The sequence below is a fragment of the Subdoligranulum sp. APC924/74 genome, from assembly GCF_003324125.1.
Classification (GTDB): domain Bacteria; phylum Bacillota; class Clostridia; order Oscillospirales; family Ruminococcaceae; genus Gemmiger; species Gemmiger qucibialis.
In genome coordinates, this window is sequence record NZ_PSQF01000001.1 from 113,203 (window position 1) to 129,948 (window position 16,746).

Annotated in this window: 15 protein-coding genes; 11 read left to right on the forward strand and 4 right to left on the reverse strand. The window is 48.2% G+C overall.

Features of this window, described 5'->3' with window-relative positions:
* Nucleotides 1-16 precede the first annotated feature (16 nt).
* Genes C4885_RS00535 through C4885_RS00550 form a run of 4 tightly spaced genes read right to left on the reverse strand, consistent with a single transcriptional unit; the run spans nt 17 to nt 2,361 of the window.
* On the reverse strand, nt 17-502 hold the full coding sequence (locus tag C4885_RS00535; RefSeq protein WP_113998551.1) for a hypothetical protein: 486 nt from the start codon (nt 500-502) through the stop codon (nt 17-19).
* Nucleotides 503-550: 48 nt separating this feature from the next.
* Nucleotides 551-1,357: a hypothetical protein gene (locus C4885_RS00540; RefSeq protein ID WP_242979411.1), complete on the reverse strand. Its 807-nt coding sequence runs from the start codon at nt 1,355-1,357 to the stop codon at nt 551-553.
* Nucleotides 1,358-1,384: 27 nt separating this feature from the next.
* Nucleotides 1,385-1,894, reverse strand: coding sequence for an ImmA/IrrE family metallo-endopeptidase (locus C4885_RS00545; RefSeq protein WP_113998552.1), 510 nt, complete (start codon nt 1,892-1,894; stop codon nt 1,385-1,387).
* A gap of 47 nt (nt 1,895-1,941) precedes the next feature.
* Nucleotides 1,942-2,361, reverse strand: a complete 420-nt coding sequence (locus C4885_RS00550) for a helix-turn-helix transcriptional regulator (RefSeq protein WP_113998553.1) — start codon at nt 2,359-2,361, stop codon at nt 1,942-1,944.
* 205 nt (nt 2,362-2,566) lie between these two features.
* Between C4885_RS00550 and C4885_RS00555 the strand changes: the two genes are divergently transcribed.
* The 11 genes from C4885_RS00555 to C4885_RS00610 all read left to right on the forward strand — a co-directional run bounded on the left by C4885_RS00555 (nt 2,567) and on the right by C4885_RS00610 (nt 16,693).
* Complete coding sequence (locus C4885_RS00555) at nt 2,567-2,827, forward strand: hypothetical protein (RefSeq protein ID WP_004611994.1); 261 nt, start codon at nt 2,567-2,569, stop codon at nt 2,825-2,827.
* Nucleotides 2,824-3,555, forward strand: coding sequence for an ImmA/IrrE family metallo-endopeptidase (locus C4885_RS00560; RefSeq protein ID WP_113998554.1), 732 nt, complete (start codon nt 2,824-2,826; stop codon nt 3,553-3,555). Before C4885_RS00555 ends, C4885_RS00560 begins: the two co-directional genes overlap by 4 nt.
* 433 nt (nt 3,556-3,988) lie before the next feature.
* The gene (locus C4885_RS00570; RefSeq protein ID WP_113998663.1) at nt 3,989-4,474 is read left to right on the forward strand and encodes a sigma-70 family RNA polymerase sigma factor; all 486 of its coding nucleotides are present in this window, start codon (nt 3,989-3,991) and stop codon (nt 4,472-4,474) included.
* Between the two features lie 521 nt (nt 4,475-4,995).
* A complete protein-coding gene (locus tag C4885_RS00575; protein ID WP_044986832.1) occupies nt 4,996-5,238 on the forward strand; it encodes a DUF6870 family protein in 243 nt (80 codons plus the stop codon).
* Nucleotides 5,239-5,446: 208 nt separating this feature from the next.
* Complete coding sequence (locus C4885_RS00580) at nt 5,447-7,081, forward strand: recombinase family protein (protein ID WP_113998555.1); 1,635 nt, start codon at nt 5,447-5,449, stop codon at nt 7,079-7,081.
* A 15-nt stretch (nt 7,082-7,096) separates the two neighbouring features.
* Entirely contained in the window at nt 7,097-8,806 is a 1,710-nt protein-coding gene (locus tag C4885_RS00585; RefSeq protein WP_113998556.1) for a recombinase family protein, read from the forward strand.
* Nucleotides 8,807-10,417 (forward strand): recombinase family protein, encoded by a 1,611-nt coding sequence (locus tag C4885_RS00590; RefSeq protein ID WP_113998557.1) that lies wholly within the window; start codon nt 8,807-8,809, stop codon nt 10,415-10,417.
* 8 nt (nt 10,418-10,425) lie between these two features.
* Complete coding sequence (locus C4885_RS00595) at nt 10,426-11,904, forward strand: recombinase family protein (protein ID WP_113998558.1); 1,479 nt, start codon at nt 10,426-10,428, stop codon at nt 11,902-11,904.
* On the forward strand, nt 11,901-13,430 hold the full coding sequence (locus C4885_RS00600) for a recombinase family protein (RefSeq protein ID WP_113998559.1): 1,530 nt from the start codon (nt 11,901-11,903) through the stop codon (nt 13,428-13,430). Before C4885_RS00595 ends, C4885_RS00600 begins: the two co-directional genes overlap by 4 nt.
* Nucleotides 13,414-15,105 carry a recombinase family protein gene (locus C4885_RS00605; protein WP_113998560.1) on the forward strand — a complete coding sequence of 564 codons (1,692 nt, stop codon included), beginning with the start codon at nt 13,414-13,416 and terminating at the stop codon, nt 15,103-15,105. The genes C4885_RS00600 and C4885_RS00605 overlap by 17 nt, the downstream gene beginning before the upstream one ends.
* A complete protein-coding gene (locus tag C4885_RS00610; protein WP_158538755.1) occupies nt 15,098-16,693 on the forward strand; it encodes a recombinase family protein in 1,596 nt (531 codons plus the stop codon). The genes C4885_RS00605 and C4885_RS00610 overlap by 8 nt, the downstream gene beginning before the upstream one ends.
* Nucleotides 16,694-16,746: the final 53 nt, after the last annotated feature.

The following is a 16,746-nucleotide window of genomic DNA, read 5'->3' on the forward strand; positions in this document are numbered from 1 at the left end:
TTCTATTGGTTCCGACTCACCTTGTTGGCAACGGGATGTTCAAAAGGAACATCGCAGCTAACGCCAAAATCCACGGGAGAAAAATGACAGGCAGAAGCAGGATTGCTTTGTGGTTCTCATAGTGATATTCCTCCACCGAAAACAGCTTGCGGGGATTATCCAAATAGTACAGATACAGATAAACAGGCGGTCTGGTTGGTTCTTTGAAGTAGGCGTGATATTCTCGCTCTTCACCCTGTAATTCGTAATGGTAGGTAGCGCTCCAATCGTACTTTCCAACTTCGCCTTTTGGATGCTTTTTAACAAGAGCTGCCTTAATCACATGGTCCCTGCTTCGCGCAATATCCCGCTTGCGCTCCCAGCTCAGACGGGATGAGACTTTCCCATAAAGCGGAATGGCAATAATATAACCGCCAATTAGAATCGCAAATACAATTCCCCATTTTAACCAGTTGATGGGATCATCTGAAAATACTCCGATCAGCGCTTCTTTTATACTCATCTTCACACCTCCCGATTTGCTGTCTCATATCAATACGAAATGTTGCCTTCAAGGCATCTGGAAGTTTCGCAGTAAACTAAGGGATAAAATATTCAGATACAGGAAGCCCAGTTCTGAAATAAAGTCCACATCAATTTCAATCAGCCTGGCCTGGAGCTGGTTGAAGACAAGCCTCATCAAATCCAGCTCCGGCGGGGTATCAAACAGCTTTAAGCTGTGGATTGCTTTCTCAGCTTCGTCCCATGTTTGGGATGCCTCGACCTCAGAACTGGTCATCACCGCTGTTAGAATCTCGCTTACGAGCAGCTTGCCGTCCCGCTGGTCGATCTCGTCCCTGAGTTGGGCAAGCATCTTCTTTTTGTCCCGTATCGGAAAGATGTCGCAGTTATCGTCGCATTCAATCGCAATAATCTCTGCAATGCACTCCCGCCAGACGGCATATCCGGCGTTGATCATGCCGTCTTCCTCGTTGGTCTGCGCATAGCCTTCACAGTATTCGTCATAAAAGCTTTTCCCATCCAGTTCATGATGGACGCAGTAAATGTGCGCCAGCTCATGCAGGAAGATATGAAGCAGCTCAACAGGATGGTAGGGTATGTCCGTGCGGAGCAGGATGCCGTCCTTACCGCCGTTGTCCATCCCGATAAAGGAGGATGCCCGGAAGTCGAAGTAGCCTTTCTCCTGATACCGATCTTTCAGCCGGTAAGGGAAATACTGAGCGCAGAACTGCTCAAAGATTTCTTCCTGATCGTCGGTCATGAAACAGGTAAGGATGACATTATCAGGGGAAAAGTCAGCATCCATCTTATCGTTAAATATCTCTATGGCACGGGCAAGATAGGAGTCATAGTTCAAATCGTTCGTCGCCTCCCTCTAAGGTCTTCATTTCAGGAAGTCGCTCCTATGTTCAATGCGCCGGAGATCATATCCGCTTTCCGCCAAGTGGGCAATTTTTAATGCGACAAGGTTAATGTCCGTGCCCATTGCCCGTGCAATCTGTTCGGATGTATAGCCGTAGTCATAGATGTACTCAAGAATCTCATCGGTGTCGAGCAGGATTTCTGCTGCAATGATGTTCGCCTCGTACTCCGGCTTTGTAGTCATGTCATATAACATGAACTCCTGTATTGCGCTTCCTTTTGCCAGATTGCGGTGCAACTGGTCGTGCCCAAGCTCGTGAGCACAGACGATCCGCTGCATCCGACCGCTCAGGTTTTCGTTTATGAAGATAAAACGGCTGCGCTTGATCACCCGGTACATCCCTTTCAGAGGGCCGAAGTCTTCGCAGAACAGGACTTCGATGCCAAGCTGCCGTGCTATGCGAAATGGATCTCGCGTCCCGCAGCGCTTTACAAGTTTGCTGCCGACTTTCGAGAGGTTTTCAGCATTCATCGTGTTCACCTCCCGGGGATGGGAGAATCGCAGATAGCATGATGCGGCTACTGCTGATTCGCTCCCTTGCGGTACTTCTTCGGAGTGTATTTCTTGTTCTTCTCTTTGGCAATCCAGTAGGCCTCGTTCAATGCCTTCATCGCGCCATCCAGCGCTTCGTCACTGAGCCGTCCACCGGCAAACATACCAGTCACTTCACTGACAAGATCATCAATATCTCTGGCTGCTTTCGCGCCTCCCTGTTCGTGGGCTGCAACGACGAGCAGCCCGTTTTGACCGAGAAGATATTCGGGCGTAGTATTCAACGCTTTCGCCAGCTTTTCCACAATTTCAAGCTTGGTAGGTTTGCGAGTGCCCAGCTCATAATTTTGGATGGTTCTCGGTGTCACAGATACTTTTTCGGCGAGCTGCACTTGCGTAAGGTTCGCTTCCAACCTTTTCTCTTTCAGCTTATCCTTGAAACTCATAAGGCACCTCTTTCTAAAAACAATTATGGACACGAACAGAAATTTCGCAAAAGGCATTGACATGAAATATCTGTTCATGCTATGCTGTTATCAACGCGAACGCCCCGTTCGTGATTATGATACCACACGAACAGTGTGTATGTCAACAGGAATACGGAAGTTATGCCCGGTTTTGCGTAACTTTTAGAGCACATGGAGGTAGGCTATGACGAACACACATTGCCGAAAGGCGTATGTCTCGGTCAACTTGGATGTTGACGAAGAAGGAGTATGTCATCCTCGGTTTATCCGTTGGGAAAACGGCCTGATCTTTCAGATTGACCAAATCCTGTACAAATGCCGTGCAGCTTCTAAAAAAGTTGGAGGCGGCGGTATTCGTTATACTGTGATGATCCGTGGGAGGGAATCGTATCTCTTTCAGGAGGGAACAAAATGGTTTGTAGAAGCAAAGGAGGGAGCCAGATGATTTTATCGCACAAAGAGATTGAAGAAATCGCTGCGGCGGTCACAAAAGATTTTAACGAGTTCTTTTTCGGACCCGATACGGATGGGAGGCGATTGCCTCGCGGTACGCCGATTGACCAGTTTGCCCGCGAATATCTCGGCCTGAATGTTTCGTTCGCTTATCTGTCTGAGGACGGAAGCATCTGCGGCCTGACCGCTTACACCGATACCGAGTACATCGTGGAGGACAGAGGCTTTCAGCGCAAAATCCCGCTGCACCGAAACGAAGTCCTGATGGACAGGAACTTTATCGAGCCTTCACAGATTCGCAAGCTCTGCGGGAAACGGCGGTTTACACTCGCCCATGAGTGCGCCCATCAAATCCTGTTCCAGATGGAGACAGACAAAATCCGGGAAGCTTGTCGGCGGAAATACTCCGCCCGGACAGCCTATTCGCTCCGGGAGCTAAAGACCCGCGAGGACTGGAATGAATGGCAAGCCAATGTCTTAGGCGCGGCCATCCTGATGCCCCAGCGTGAAATCGATCTTGCCGTTGCGTACTATGCCAGAGGCCGGAAACTCGTCAGCTATGATGGAACCTATGCCTATTGGGATAAGGTTGCCCTTGATATGATCTGCCAGCAGTTCAGCGTTTCCAAGACAGCCGCAGTCATCCGACTAAGACAGCTCGGCCACTTGGAAACACGGCCATGCAGCGAGTACAACGATCCTTTGGAGGTGTGGGCATGAAGAAAAACATTCGTGTCTCAGAGCCTTCACCGGAGATGCAGGAGAAAATCCGCAGGGCGCGATGCGCCATTGTCAACCAGAAGATGCGTATGGTGAAATGTCCATATTGTGGGCATAACGCTATCGCTGTATTCGAGGATTCCCGTGGTCACATACAGGCCAAGTGCAAAGCCTGTGGCCGGGAAACCGTATTTGATGTGATCAACATGAGACGGTTATACCTCCGCCTTCACAGAAGGTAAGGAGATAACAAATTCAATTCAATATTTTATAGCTGTGCTGTGGAGCCGCTGATTGGTGAGTCTTCCTAATGCCGCATGAACAGAGTTTTCTAAGCTCTGTTTTATCGGTATGGGAAGATCAGCTCACCGTCATGCGGCTCTTTTTTAGTCTTGTCCATCCGCTGCTCCGAGCCAGCGGAAAGGACAAGACAATGAAAAGAATCCCCAAAACACCCGTTGAGTTCGACTACGACCTCTGGACTACCGAGGACGGCAAGTGCATGGTGCGCGTGAAGGCCACCGGCGAGACTACGGAGGTTGACCGTGAGGTCATGAAAGCACTCCGCAATGAGGAAAAGAAGCTCCGGCGCTCCTACGATACCGGGGGAGCATCTGACTGCGAAGACAGCGAGGATGCGCAGCCTTCCACTGTGCTGTCGCTGGATGCTGTCCCAGAGGATGAAGTCAACGCACCGACTTGGTTAGCCGACCCCCATGACTTCACAAACGAGGTTGTTACCAAAATACAGGAAGCGGAATTTATGGAGCAACTGACGGCGAGAGAAAGAGAAGTCTTTCTCTTTTGCATCCAGTATGGAGGAAGCCAGCAGGAATATGCTGCTTCTTCTGGCCTTTCCATCTCCCGTGTCTGCAAGCTCGTTGCCGCAATCCGAAAAAAAGCAAAAATTTTTTTCTGAGGGGTGCCAAGTTTTGCGGGAAAAATGTCCGTTGTAAAGTGAAGGGGTCAATCAAGACCGGCTTCACAGTACCTTGAAAACAGAATATCCAGTGCTGCGGATCTTTCCTCTTTTCTCGAAGCGACTTGCCTTCTGCCGCCAAGACCTTCCTCACGGAAGCGAGCGATCAACAGAGAGGCTAAACTGCCGTGTGGTGCGGCTGTTCGCCATGATGGAGAAGTTGGGTATAATGATACTTCCGTCCCCGGATTGCCGGGGGCGGCTCGGAGCGTTCCTCGGAGGGGTGAGAGTCCCATGATACCGATTAACCGTCGGTAGTCCGTAGCATTCCCGGAGCCGCAAGGCTCTTCTGGCGGGGGTGCGAGCTGCAAATATGCCGGAACACGAAACAAACCAATTAGCTACATTCAGCATACAAGTTTTCAGGATGAAAACTATGTGGCGGAGTGTCCCTAACCGGCGCTCCGCCATATCCTTTTGTCCTGAATACAAGTTCACATCATCAGGGAGGTGTTTGTAATATGATGAGCGTAGAAACCATGAGAAGCGTCAACCCGAAGACGGTTGACCGCAGTACCCTTGTCCAGCGGGACAGCATCCGGCTTGAGCCTGCGGCTGCGCAGGATGACCGGCTGCGGGATTTTATCCGACAGATCAGAAACCCGTATTGCTATCTGGACGGGAAGACCGTCGTGAAGATCAGCTTCTCGAAGACAGACACCACCTTGGAGGACTGTCTGGAACATTATCTGAGAGGACTTTGATTATGAACAAACTGAATCTTTTCGCCCGGTTCTATGGACAAGCGATTGAGCCTGTGATACAATGAAGTCAGGTCAAAAAAGAATACATGGACTAAGCCGCTGCCCTTGAGGGTCATGTGGCTTTATCGTGTTTTCCTCATACAAGAAGCAGAAGCCTTCGTCTTTCTGATTTGATGTATCACACCAAACAGAAAACGGAGGTTTTTTTATGCCCGGAAAAGTTTACCGGACGGCGATTTACTGCCGTCTGTCCCGTGAAGACGGGGACAAAGTTGAAAGCAACTCCATTGCAAGCCAAAGAGCCATTTGCGAGGACTACATTGCGCGGCATGACGATCTGGAAATCGTCTGCGAGCCGTTCGTTGACGATGGTTATAGCGGCGTTTCCTTCAATCGTCCGAACTTCAAAAAGCTCGAAGACGCAATCCGCAAAGGCGCGATTGACTGCATCGTGGTCAAAGACCTCAGCCGCTTTTCGAGAAACTACATCGACGGCGGGCGGTATCTGGAAAAGATATTCCCGCAGCTCGGCATCCGCTTTATCGCGGTCAACGACGCTTACGATAGTCTGACCGGCGATCCGCAGTCGGATTCCTTTGTTATCCCGTTCAAAAACCTCATCAACGACTCCTACTGCAAGGATATTTCCATGAAAATTCGATCCAGCTTGGAGGTCAAGCAAAAGAACGGTGAGTTCGTCGGGGCGTTCGCTCCCTATGGCTACAAGAAATCGCCGGATAACAAAAACCAGCTCATCGTCGATGGGGCTGTCAGCGAGTATGTGCAGATGATCTTTGCCATGTACAAGGACGGCTTCTCCATCGGTCGCATTGCCGCAAGGCTGAATCAGATGGGCGTGCTTTCTCCAATGGAGTATAAGCACTCGGCGGGAGTGAAGTTCGATACCGTCTTCAAGACCGGCGACACTGCAAAGTGGACTTACAAGGCTGTCCAGCGCATCCTCACCAATGAGGTATATATCGGTGTCCTTGCCCAAGGCAAGCGCGGTACGCCAAACTACAAGGTGCGCGTTGTGCAGCCGAAAGACGAAACCGAGTGGGTCAAGGTCGAGGGGGCGCACGAAGCGCTTGTTTCCTATGAGGATTTCATGGCCGTCAAGACCATGATGAAGCGGGATATGCGCTGCTCACCCGATCAGGACGAGGCACACCTGTTTTCTGGCTTCCTGTTCTGTGGGGATTGTCAGCAGTCTATGACACGCAAAACTGTTCCATCGAAGACGAAGAAGTACATCTACTATGTCTGCTCGACGAACAAGCATAGCCGGACCTGCAGCCCGCACAGCATCAGTGCAAAAGAGGTCGAGGAAAAGGTATTCCGCGCCATCCATGACCAGATCGAGCTTGTGGTCAATCTGGAAAAGGCTCTTGAGATGATCGAGCGTCTTCCTTCTCAGAACCGCAAGGCGTTCAATTATGAAGCGCAGATTGCGAAGCTCGAAGAAGAGATTGAGCGTTATCAAAAACTCAAACTTCGGCTTTATGAAGACCTCTCGGATGGGATCATTGACAAGTCAGAATACTTCGAGTTCCGTAACAGCTATACCAAAATCATTGAGGAAAAGCAGGAAGCTCTCCTTCGTGTGAAAAAAGAGATGAAGCAGACGGTCACAACGGGCACTACCGAACGGAATTGGGTGACGCTCTTCAAGCAGTATGAAAACATTGAGGAACTGAACCGCCGCGTCCTTATGGCGCTGGTTGACCGCATCCTGATTTATGAAGATCACGCGATAGAGATTATCTTCAAGTACAAAGACGAATATCAGCAGACACTTGAATATGTTCTCGGTTATGCCGATGAACTTGCCATTGCCGGATAAAGGAGGGATGAGCGTATGGCACGAAAAAGCAGAAAAATCGTAACCGCAGAACCGGTTTGCGAAGCAGCACCGCTGCAAATCTTTCCGACAGCCATCTATGCCCGTCTCTCTGTGGAGAACAGCGGAAAGTCTGAAAAGGTAGATGTAATCACCAATCAGATAGAGATTTGCAAATCCTATATCTCTGGATGCCCTTATCTCGATCTCGTTGATGTTTATGTGGATAACGGGCGCACCGGTACGGTTTTCGACAGGCCGGAGTTCAACCGCCTGATAACTGACATCAAAAGCGGCAGAATAAAATGCTTGGTAGTCCGCGATCTCAGCCGTTTTGGCCGCGACTACATTGAAACCGGCACTTACCTGGAACGCATTTTTCCGCAGATTGGATTGCGGTTCATCGCTATCAAGGAGCATTACGACAACTTTGATACGGACGGTTCAAATGAGAGCCTGATGATCCCGCTGCAAAACATGATCAATGCCCTTTACTCAAAGGACATTTCCCGGAAGGTCTCCACCGCCCTGAAAGCGCAGATGGAGCAAGGGACTTTCCAAAAGCGTAACCTTCCGTATGGCTACCGTTGGAATGAAGAGCACACAAACATGGTCGTTGATGAAGAGACAGCGAAGTATGTGCGGCTCATGTTCCAATGGAAAATTGAGGGCTGGTCAACCCCGATGATCCTTGATGAGCTTGACCGGCTGGGAGCACCTAATACGGAGCTGCGGAAGCGTCAGACCGGAACCCGCAAGGGAGATGGCTGCTCCTGTAAAGGATGGTACAGCTCAACGCTGTACGGCATCCTGACCAATCCGCATTATGTAGGCGATACGGTTCTCGGACGCTCTATGAAGGCGATCTACAAGGGTATCAAGTCCCACAATGTCAAAGATAAGGACGAGTGGATTGTGTTCCCGAACACGCACGAAGCGCTTATTTCCCGTGAAGACTTCCAGAAGGTGCAGGACATCCTCCAAGCGGCTTCTGAGGCTCGTCAGACGAGTATGCAGAAAACCGAGGAAATCCGGGCAACGCTCGTAAACCTCTTCGAGGGGAAAATCGTATGTGCTGACTGCGGGAAGAAGATGTACTTCCACCGCAAGCGGATCGACAAAGACAAGCGGAAGCGCTGGTATGCCTACTATGAATGCAGTACCTCAGTAGGTCGGCGTTACGAGCACTGTACTTCCCATTACACAAGGCAGGACACGCTCGAAGCGAATGTACTTGCAGCGATCCAACTTCAAGTCGAAGCAGCGCTTGACTATGACAAGCTGCTGGATAAGCTCAGGGGCAGCGAGGGCGAGAAAAACATCCGCGATCAACAGAATGCCCTCATTACAAGCCTGAATCTGCGGCTCAACGGCGTTTCTAAGAAGCGGGCACGCCTCTACGAGGATTATGCCGAGGGGCTTCTGGATGAAGCGGAATACTCCTTTGCCAAGAAGAGCTATGACGAACAATACGCTAACCTGTCCCGCCGTCTGGATGAGGCAGTACAGCGCCGGAGCAAGTTCGACGAAGCTATGTCGGTCGATAACAAGTGGATTACCTTGATGAAATCTGTCAGCACAGCAACGCAGCTCTCTCAAGATTTAGTAGACGAGTCTGTTGAATTGGTCAAAGTCCATGAGGGCGGCGCTGTGGAGCTGGTCATGAAGTACGGTGACATCTACGAGCTGACCATTCAGAGTATCAAGGAAGTTCAGGAGGCGATGTAAATGAACAAAGACTACACCATCGGCATCTACATCCGCCTCTCTATGGCTGATGAAGATACCGGCAGCGGAAACAAGGCAGAGAGTGACAGCATCGGCAACCAGCGTATGCTCATCAACCGCTACCTTGACAACCATCCGACGCTTTCCCAATATCCGGGGCTTGAGTTCGCGGATGATGGCTATACCGGGACAAATTTTCATCGTCCTCAGTTCTCGGCGATGATGGAGAAAGTCCGGCACGGGGAGATCAACCTGATCTGCGTCAAAGATTTTTCCCGCTTTTCTCGTGATTACATCGAGACGGGCAATTATCTCGAATGCACCTTCCCGTTCATGGGCGTTCGCTTTATCTCCATCAACGACGGCTATGACAGCGACGATTACAGGGGAACAACTGGTGGCCTTGAGGTTGTTATGCGCAGCATCATCTATGCTGCGTACAGCAAGGACCTCTCGGTCAAAACGACAACGGCAAAAATCCAGATGATGAAGCAAGGCAAGTATGTGGGCGGCTATGCTCCTTACGGCTATGTGCTTCATCCCGAAATCCGCAACAAACTCAAGCTTGACCCGGAGGCGGCGGAAGTCATTCGTAGGGTCTTTGATGAAGCTCTGGAAGGCCGGAACACCTCACAAATTGCTATTAGTTTGAACGACGACAACATCCCGACGCCGGGACAGTATTTCAAAAGCAAGCATCCTGATAAGAAGAAGTTCAGCTACATGAGCGATAAGATAAGCTGGACGGCATCTATGGTCTATAAAATCCTGACCAACTATGTTTATACCGGAGCGACGGTAGGCCACAGGCGCAAGTCCGGCGGTGTCGGCTCACGGAAGAGCATCCCACAGGATCGGGAAGACTGGATTGTCGTTGAGGGAATGCACGAAGCTATTGTCAGCAAAGAAGAGCTTGAACAGGCTCAGTCCGTTATTCGGGGCGGCGTAAAGAAGCCCAAACGGAACCCGCGCTATTATCCACTCAAAGGACTTGTGTGCTGCGGCAACTGCAAACGCGCTCTTACCAGACGCAAGCGCAGGAATGAAAGTGGTTACTTCTTTGAGTGTACTCACTCAACAAATGACCGTGATACGGAGTGCCCGGTTGGCGAAAGATACAGCGAGGCATGGATTGAGGACACCGCTTACAAAGCGATTGGGCAAATGCTCGCTCTGGTCGAAAAGACCGCAGTAAAAGAGCACGAGATCAGCAAGCGCAGGAAATCTGCCATCACAGAATGCGCGGACACAATCCGCGATTTGCAGAAACAGTCCGAACAGCTCAAGGCAGTCAAACTCAGGCTGTATGAGAAATACACTTCCGGCAGCATCACAAAGGCGGAATACCTCAAGCGGAAAGCAGAGACAGACACGAAGATGTCTGAAAACGAAGAAGCAATCCGTCAAGGCCATGAGCGGATGCAGGAGCTTGACTCTGAACATCCTTGCTCCGATGAGAGGCTTGATGCGGTGCTTGGCGAATACCAGAAAGGCGCAGGGCTTACATACGAGCTTGCTCATGCCCTGATCTCCGCTATCTATGTTCATGGGCATGACAGCATCGAAATCGTCTGGAAGTTCAAAGACATCTTTGAGGATGCAGAAATCTAATAGGCTGAATGTTACAAGCCGTTCACGGGTGGTCTTCCACCTATGAACGGCTTGTAAAATCTCAAAAATTTTTTAGTTCCTACTTGACACAAGAAGACTTATCACGATTCGGCAGAAACTACATTGAAACAGGACGTTATCTGGAAAGAATCTTTCCATTTATGGGAGTCCGGTTCATCGCCATCAACGATCATTATGACAGTGCGGAAGAAAACGATGATAAGGGACGTATCCTGATTCCGTTCAACAATCTTATCAACGATACCTATTGCCGTGACATTTCGATGCGTGTCAGAAGTCACTTGGATGTGAAACGGAAAGAAGGTCAGTTCATTGGCAGCTTTGCAGGATACGGGTATCAGAAAGACCCGAAAGACAAGAATCATCTGATTATAGATGAATACGCTGCGGGCATTGTGCAGGAAATATTCAAGCAGAAATTGAACGGAATGAGTTCACAGCGCATTGCCAGTCACTTGAACGAACTGGGTGTCCTGCCGCCAAACGAGTATAAGAGAGCCAATGGATTCAACTATACCTGCGGTTTTCAGGCTGGGCTGAATCAGAAGTGGACAGTGGTTTCCGTCAATCGTATTTTGAAAAATGAATCCTATACGGGAACATTGATTCAGGGTAAACGCAGGAAAATCAATTACAAAGTAAAAAAGAGCCATGATGTTGGAAGTGAAAACTGGATTCGGGTGGAAGATGCGCATGATGCCATTATCAGCAAAGGCGAGTTCCAGCAAGTACAACAGTTGTTGGAACTGGACACTCGTACCGCACCATCGCAGACAACAGTTTATCCATTATCAGGTTTTCTGCGCTGTGCAGACTGCGGGCAGAATATGATTCGCCGCACGGTGACGAAAAACGGGAAGAAGTATCAATACTATCACTGCTCTACCTATAAGAATGGCGGCGGCTGCACACCGCACATGATAAACAGTGAGAAGTTGACGGAAAGTGTTCTGGCTGCGATCCGGCATCAAGTGACACTTCTTGTAGAAGCGGAAAAGGTACTCTCCAATGCAGAGTTGGCAAGCGGCGAACAGATTGGCATAAAGATTCTGGACAGCCAGATCACTGCACTGGAAGCTGAATTAGAACGGTACAGTAATTTAAAAATCCGTCTGTATCAGGACTTATGCGATGATGTTGTCAGTCGGGAAGAGTACGGAGAAATGAATACTCGCTTTGCGCAGAAGATAAAAGAGGCACAGGATAAGATTCAGGAAATCCGCGAAAAGAAGCAGGAGGCATTAAAGCACGACACACTGCTTCCTACTTGGTTGGAAGAATTTAAGCAGTACGAACATATCAAAACGCTCGAACGCAGGGTCGTGGTGGAACTGATCGACCACATAGATGTTCATAGCAAAACAGAGATTGAAATTCATTTCTGCTTCGAGGATGAACTGCACAGTATCACAGAAAAATTTATGGAATATCAAGCACATCATGGAAATGAGGTGGCAGAGGAATGAAATGGGTCAGTTATACAAGGTCGATTTCCAGCAGGATCGGAGAAGAAAATCCATCCAATACGATTGCGGAACAGAATGAGCGCATTGCACGGTATCTAAAAAAGTGCGGGTGCAGCGTATCCGAAAAATACAGTGACCGCAGGAGAACAGCAGAAGCCACGGAGGGCTTTGACAAATTGGTACAGGATGGGATGGCTCGGAAATTTGATGCAGTTGTTGTGGATTCTATCTTCCGCTGTGGAAGAACCCTTCCGTTTGCCATTGAAGCACTGCAGAGGACGTTCTATCCGCTTGGTATCCAATTTGCAGTTGTGGAAGATGACTTTTGCAGCATAGACAAAACTGCCGAAGAGGTTGCAGAGTATTTCAATGGAAAGACCATTGATAAGATTCGTTCGGAATTTATTACCAATCGCCAGAATCACTTTGAAGAAGGTACATTGACCCATCGACAGGCTAAATATGGTTATGCGCTGTCGGAAGATCGCAGAAGCCTTGTTCTTAATCCTGAAAGCGCACAGGTTGTAAAGCTGATTTTTCAGATGTATCTGGAAGATATGAAAATCCCGGAAATCGCAAGAGCATTGGATGTACAGGGCGTTCAAACACCGCAAGTCCAGATGGCAAAGAAAAAAAGATCAAGAACAAAAAATAAGTGGCAGGATTCAACAATTCGCTCGATTTTGAAAAATCCACTCTATATCGGAAAGTGTACGCTGACACTGGCAAAGGCAAAGCGAGAATTGGAGGTTCCGGCGATTGTTTCAAAGACGGAATTTCAGAAAGCTCAGAAAAAGTTGGAATCTACGAGGTTGCCTTCGAGAAAAAAGGCTCGAAAAAAACCAAATCTGCTCTTCAAAAAAATCTATGACAAGGAAAGTGGAAAAGGTCTGCTGTGCAGAACATCAGAAGATGAAAGCCAGCAAATCTATTCGTTTGACAAGGGGTATAGATGCTTCTCTGGAAAAGCCCCTTTCATCGAAAGCGAGAAAATCTTTCGAGAGATTCTTTCAGCTTTGGAAAAAGAAAAAATGCAAGCTGCGCATATTGATAGGGTGCTGGACTTGAATCCTGAGAAAGTCAAGCAGTGCATGGATGCTGGACTGTTGCAGTACAGAAAAAGAGCAAATGAGATCGTTGCGCACTTGATGGCCAAGGACGATGAACGAACAGCAGTTTATCGGCAATACGAGCAGGGATCAATTTTACTAGAACAGGTAGAGGAGTATGAACATCAGTATCAGGTGGCGGTCCAGAAGCAGGAAGCGGCTTTTAAAAAAGTAATGCTGGCTGTTAATGACATAGAAAAAGCATTTAGCCATGGAAATCCCTGGTTGATGAAGTTCCGAGCGATTTCAATTCCTGAAAAATTGGAGCGCACACATCTTAAAGAATGGCTTGACCATGTATGGATCGTAGATTTTGAACAGGTAGAAGTGATCCTACAAGAAAGTGAGTGGAAGAGATTCTTCCCGGAAGAATGGCTGAACAACGGAGAGGAAGATTGTAATGGCAAGAAAGAGTAGAAAGAATATGATGCCGCAGGCTGCTGTGCAGGAGGCCGTACAGCAAAACGAAAAAGAACTTCTGCGCACGGCAGCGTATGCGCGGCTGTCGGTTGAGAACGGCGGGCATGAAACAGAAGATTCCCTGCACACACAGATTTTGCAAATTCATAATTATATCAGGGAAAACCCGGAACTGACGCTGACCGATACCTATGCAGACAATGGTTTTACGGGAACACGTTTTGACCGACCAGAATTTGAGCGTATGATGCAGGATATACGGACAGGCAAAATTCAGTGCATCGTAGTGAAGGACTTATCTCGATTTGGTCGTGACTATATCGAAACGGGAAGCTATCTGGAAACTATTTTCCCGATGCTCCATGTTCGTTTTATCGCCATCAACGATGATTTTGACAACATCCGGCAGTCGGATGTGGATAGTCTTGCGGTTCCCATCAAGAACATGGTAAACAGCTTGTACGCGAAGGACATTTCAAAGAAAATCAGCCTTAGTTACCAGATGCGCCGCGAGAAGGGAATCCCTACATCGTGGTGTACACCGTATGGCTATCAGTTGAACCAACAGGGAAATAAGCTTGAAGCGACTGAGGATGCGAAGTGGGTCAAACTGATCTATCAATGGTATCTTGCAGGAGTGAGTACAAACGAAATTGCCCGCAGGTTGGAATTTTTAGAAGTAGCAAGGCCGAACGAACGGCTGAATCGCAAATTACATGAGGGAGATGACCCTACCTATAATAAATGGCACCCCAGTACGGTTCTTCGTATTTTAAACAGCAGTGCCTATATTGGAGAACTGGTATCTGGAAAAACGCAAACTGCATCATACAAAGGGATTGGCCTCCATCCAGTGGAAAAGAAGAAATGGCATATTGTTGAAAACGCGCATGAAGCAATCATTCTGAAATCGGATTTTGAAAAAGTGCAGGCACGGCGGGAACAGAATAAGGAAAAACGGGAAATGGCGATGGCTCGTTCCAAGGCAACCAGAGAAAAGTGTTATAACCATCTCTCAGGAATGGTTTACTGTGGCTGTTGCAGACGCAACATGACGTTTGAACGGAGAGTGCATGGTACGGTGAAAGAAACGCACTATGGAGTGTTCATTTGCAAAAGAAAGAAGAACACGACTCCCTGCGCCTATCATGCGGTGCCGGAGAAAATGCTGATGATGGTGGCGATGGATCAGATTCATCATTTGGTGTCTACCATGTGTGAAGAAGAAAAGCTGGTAAAAGACATGATGCGCGGCAGCAATCTGGATTCTGCCCGTTCCATCAAGATGAAAGAAAACTCTATCCTGTTTCGGATTCAGGAAGCCGAAGAACGGCGGTTGCGCTTATATGAGGACTATAAAGCTGAAATTCTGGACGATGATGAATATAGTCAGCTAAAGGAACACTACATAGCAGAAAAGCAGCGGTTGGAACATGAACTGCAAAAGCAGCGTCAGCGCGCATTGGAACTGGAAAAGAGAATTAGAATCTGCGATGCGCAGATGGAGCGGATGCGCGGGATTCTGAATCAAAATGAATTTGATGAAGAACTGGTGCATGAACTTATCAAGAGAATCTATGTGGGAATGGACAATTCTGTGGAGGTCGAATTTAAGTGCAGCGACCCCTATCAGGAAGTGCTTGCAATCATGTCGGAGGTTCAGAATGAATGATAAAATTGCAATCTATCTCCGCTTATCATTGGCAGACGGAGATTTGAAAAAGGGCAGCAAGGATGAAAGTAACAGCATTGAGAACCAACGGATGCTGCTCCACGATTACATTGGAAAGCAGGAAGATTTATTTGGCGAGATTGTAGAATATGTAGATGATGGCTATACTGGCACCAATTTTAATCGTCCAGCTTTTCAGAAAATGATCGTGGATTTGAAGCAGGGCAATATAAAAGTCATCATGGTAAAGGATTTATCCCGCCTTGGTCGTGACTATATCGGTGTTGGCGATTACATTGAGCAGATTTTTCCGTTGATGGGAGTTCGGTTTATTGCCGTGAATAATTCCTTTGACAGCATGAAACTGAACAACGGAACGCCGGGAATCGAAGTGGCGGTCAGCAATCTGGTGAATAATATGTATAGCCGGGATATTGCGAAAAAGATTCGGGCTGCTCTGGAAACGAACTGGAAGAACGGGAAAGCCACCTGCACGAATGTTCCTTTTGGATATGTGTGGAACAAGAAAGGTGGGCGGCGGTGGGAGATTGACCCGGAGGCTGCAGTCTGCGTGAAAAAAGTATTTGAATTAGCATTGTCCGGCCGCAATACAACGCAGATCGCCTACGGCATGAACGAATTAAATCTTCCTACGCCGGGATTGTATGCGAAACGAAAGAATCTGCTGATGGGCAGCAATCCTATTATTGCCCCGGACAGTGAAATGTTATGGAACGCGGCAATCGTGTGGAGAATCCTTAGACGGTATGAATACACTGGTGCGTTGGTTATGGGGAGAAGAAAGAAAATTGATGTGAATACTACCTCTGTTCGGACGCTCCCGGAGGATAAGTGGATCATCGCAGAAAACGCTCATGAGGCCATCGTGACAAAAGATGAATACTACCAGGCACAGAAAGCAATCCGTAACGTAACTCCAATTCAATATAAGGTGGGTGATGATTTTGCGTTAAAAGGAAAAATCTGCTGCGGAAACTGTAATCGGCAGCTTCGCCACGAAAGGCAATATGGGGAAATGGTTTTCTATTGCGGCTATAAACGGTCAGCCGGAAAGTTCTCTAAATGCTACGGCGGCTATTACAGAGAATATTCGGTGAACGCAAAAGTGGCTCGTGCGATAAAAACAGTATTCTATGCGCTGGATGTGGTAAATCAGGGAATGCAGAAAAAGCAGTCTATCACGGTGCGCTGCGTGGACATTGAGGACTTGGAAAAGCAAGCAGAAGCCATTCGGGTAGAGCAAATCAAACTATATGAATCGTATGCGGACGGTGTGCTGCTGCGAGATGCGTATATAGAAAAGAAAAAGGCTCTTTCGGAAAAACTGGCTGCATTGCAGGATAGCATACGGACAGAAAAGGAAGAACAGGAGTGTGCCGATGAACTGGATGAAGAAATCCGCAACCTGACAAAGCAGGCAAGTCAAAAAACATACATAGGCGGTCTGACCAAGGAATGTGTAGATGCTTTTGTCAGCATGGTTTATCTGTATGACGATCAGACGATGAAAGTTGAGTTTAACTGTGAGGATGTGATTCGGAGAGCATTGGAAAAGTATGGCGCATAACTGCATAGAAACAGCAAGGTGAGCAAAAAGAATGCCCGTCTGGTTGAGAGGAT

What these genes read in the sequence shown, in the direction of transcription:
- C4885_RS00555 (WP_004611994.1), top strand. Translation starts at nt 2,567, where the DNA reads ATGACGAACACACATTGCCGAAAGGCGTATGTCTCGGTCAACTTGGAT.
- C4885_RS00580 (WP_113998555.1), top strand. Translation starts at nt 5,447, where the DNA reads ATGCCCGGAAAAGTTTACCGGACGGCGATTTACTGCCGTCTGTCCCGT.
- C4885_RS00560 (WP_113998554.1), top strand. Translation starts at nt 2,824, where the DNA reads ATGATTTTATCGCACAAAGAGATTGAAGAAATCGCTGCGGCGGTCACA.
- C4885_RS00595 (WP_113998558.1), top strand. Translation starts at nt 10,426, where the DNA reads ATGTTACAAGCCGTTCACGGGTGGTCTTCCACCTATGAACGGCTTGTA.
- C4885_RS00550 (WP_113998553.1), bottom strand. Translation starts at nt 2,361, where the DNA reads ATGAGTTTCAAGGATAAGCTGAAAGAGAAAAGGTTGGAAGCGAACCTT.
- C4885_RS00570 (WP_113998663.1), top strand. Translation starts at nt 3,989, where the DNA reads ATGAAAAGAATCCCCAAAACACCCGTTGAGTTCGACTACGACCTCTGG.
- C4885_RS00590 (WP_113998557.1), top strand. Translation starts at nt 8,807, where the DNA reads ATGAACAAAGACTACACCATCGGCATCTACATCCGCCTCTCTATGGCT.
- C4885_RS00605 (WP_113998560.1), top strand. Translation starts at nt 13,414, where the DNA reads ATGGCAAGAAAGAGTAGAAAGAATATGATGCCGCAGGCTGCTGTGCAG.
- C4885_RS00535 (WP_113998551.1), bottom strand. Translation starts at nt 502, where the DNA reads ATGAGTATAAAAGAAGCGCTGATCGGAGTATTTTCAGATGATCCCATC.
- C4885_RS00600 (WP_113998559.1), top strand. Translation starts at nt 11,901, where the DNA reads ATGAAATGGGTCAGTTATACAAGGTCGATTTCCAGCAGGATCGGAGAA.
- C4885_RS00575 (WP_044986832.1), top strand. Translation starts at nt 4,996, where the DNA reads ATGATGAGCGTAGAAACCATGAGAAGCGTCAACCCGAAGACGGTTGAC.
- C4885_RS00610 (WP_158538755.1), top strand. Translation starts at nt 15,098, where the DNA reads ATGAATGATAAAATTGCAATCTATCTCCGCTTATCATTGGCAGACGGA.
- C4885_RS00545 (WP_113998552.1), bottom strand. Translation starts at nt 1,894, where the DNA reads ATGAATGCTGAAAACCTCTCGAAAGTCGGCAGCAAACTTGTAAAGCGC.
- C4885_RS00585 (WP_113998556.1), top strand. Translation starts at nt 7,097, where the DNA reads ATGGCACGAAAAAGCAGAAAAATCGTAACCGCAGAACCGGTTTGCGAA.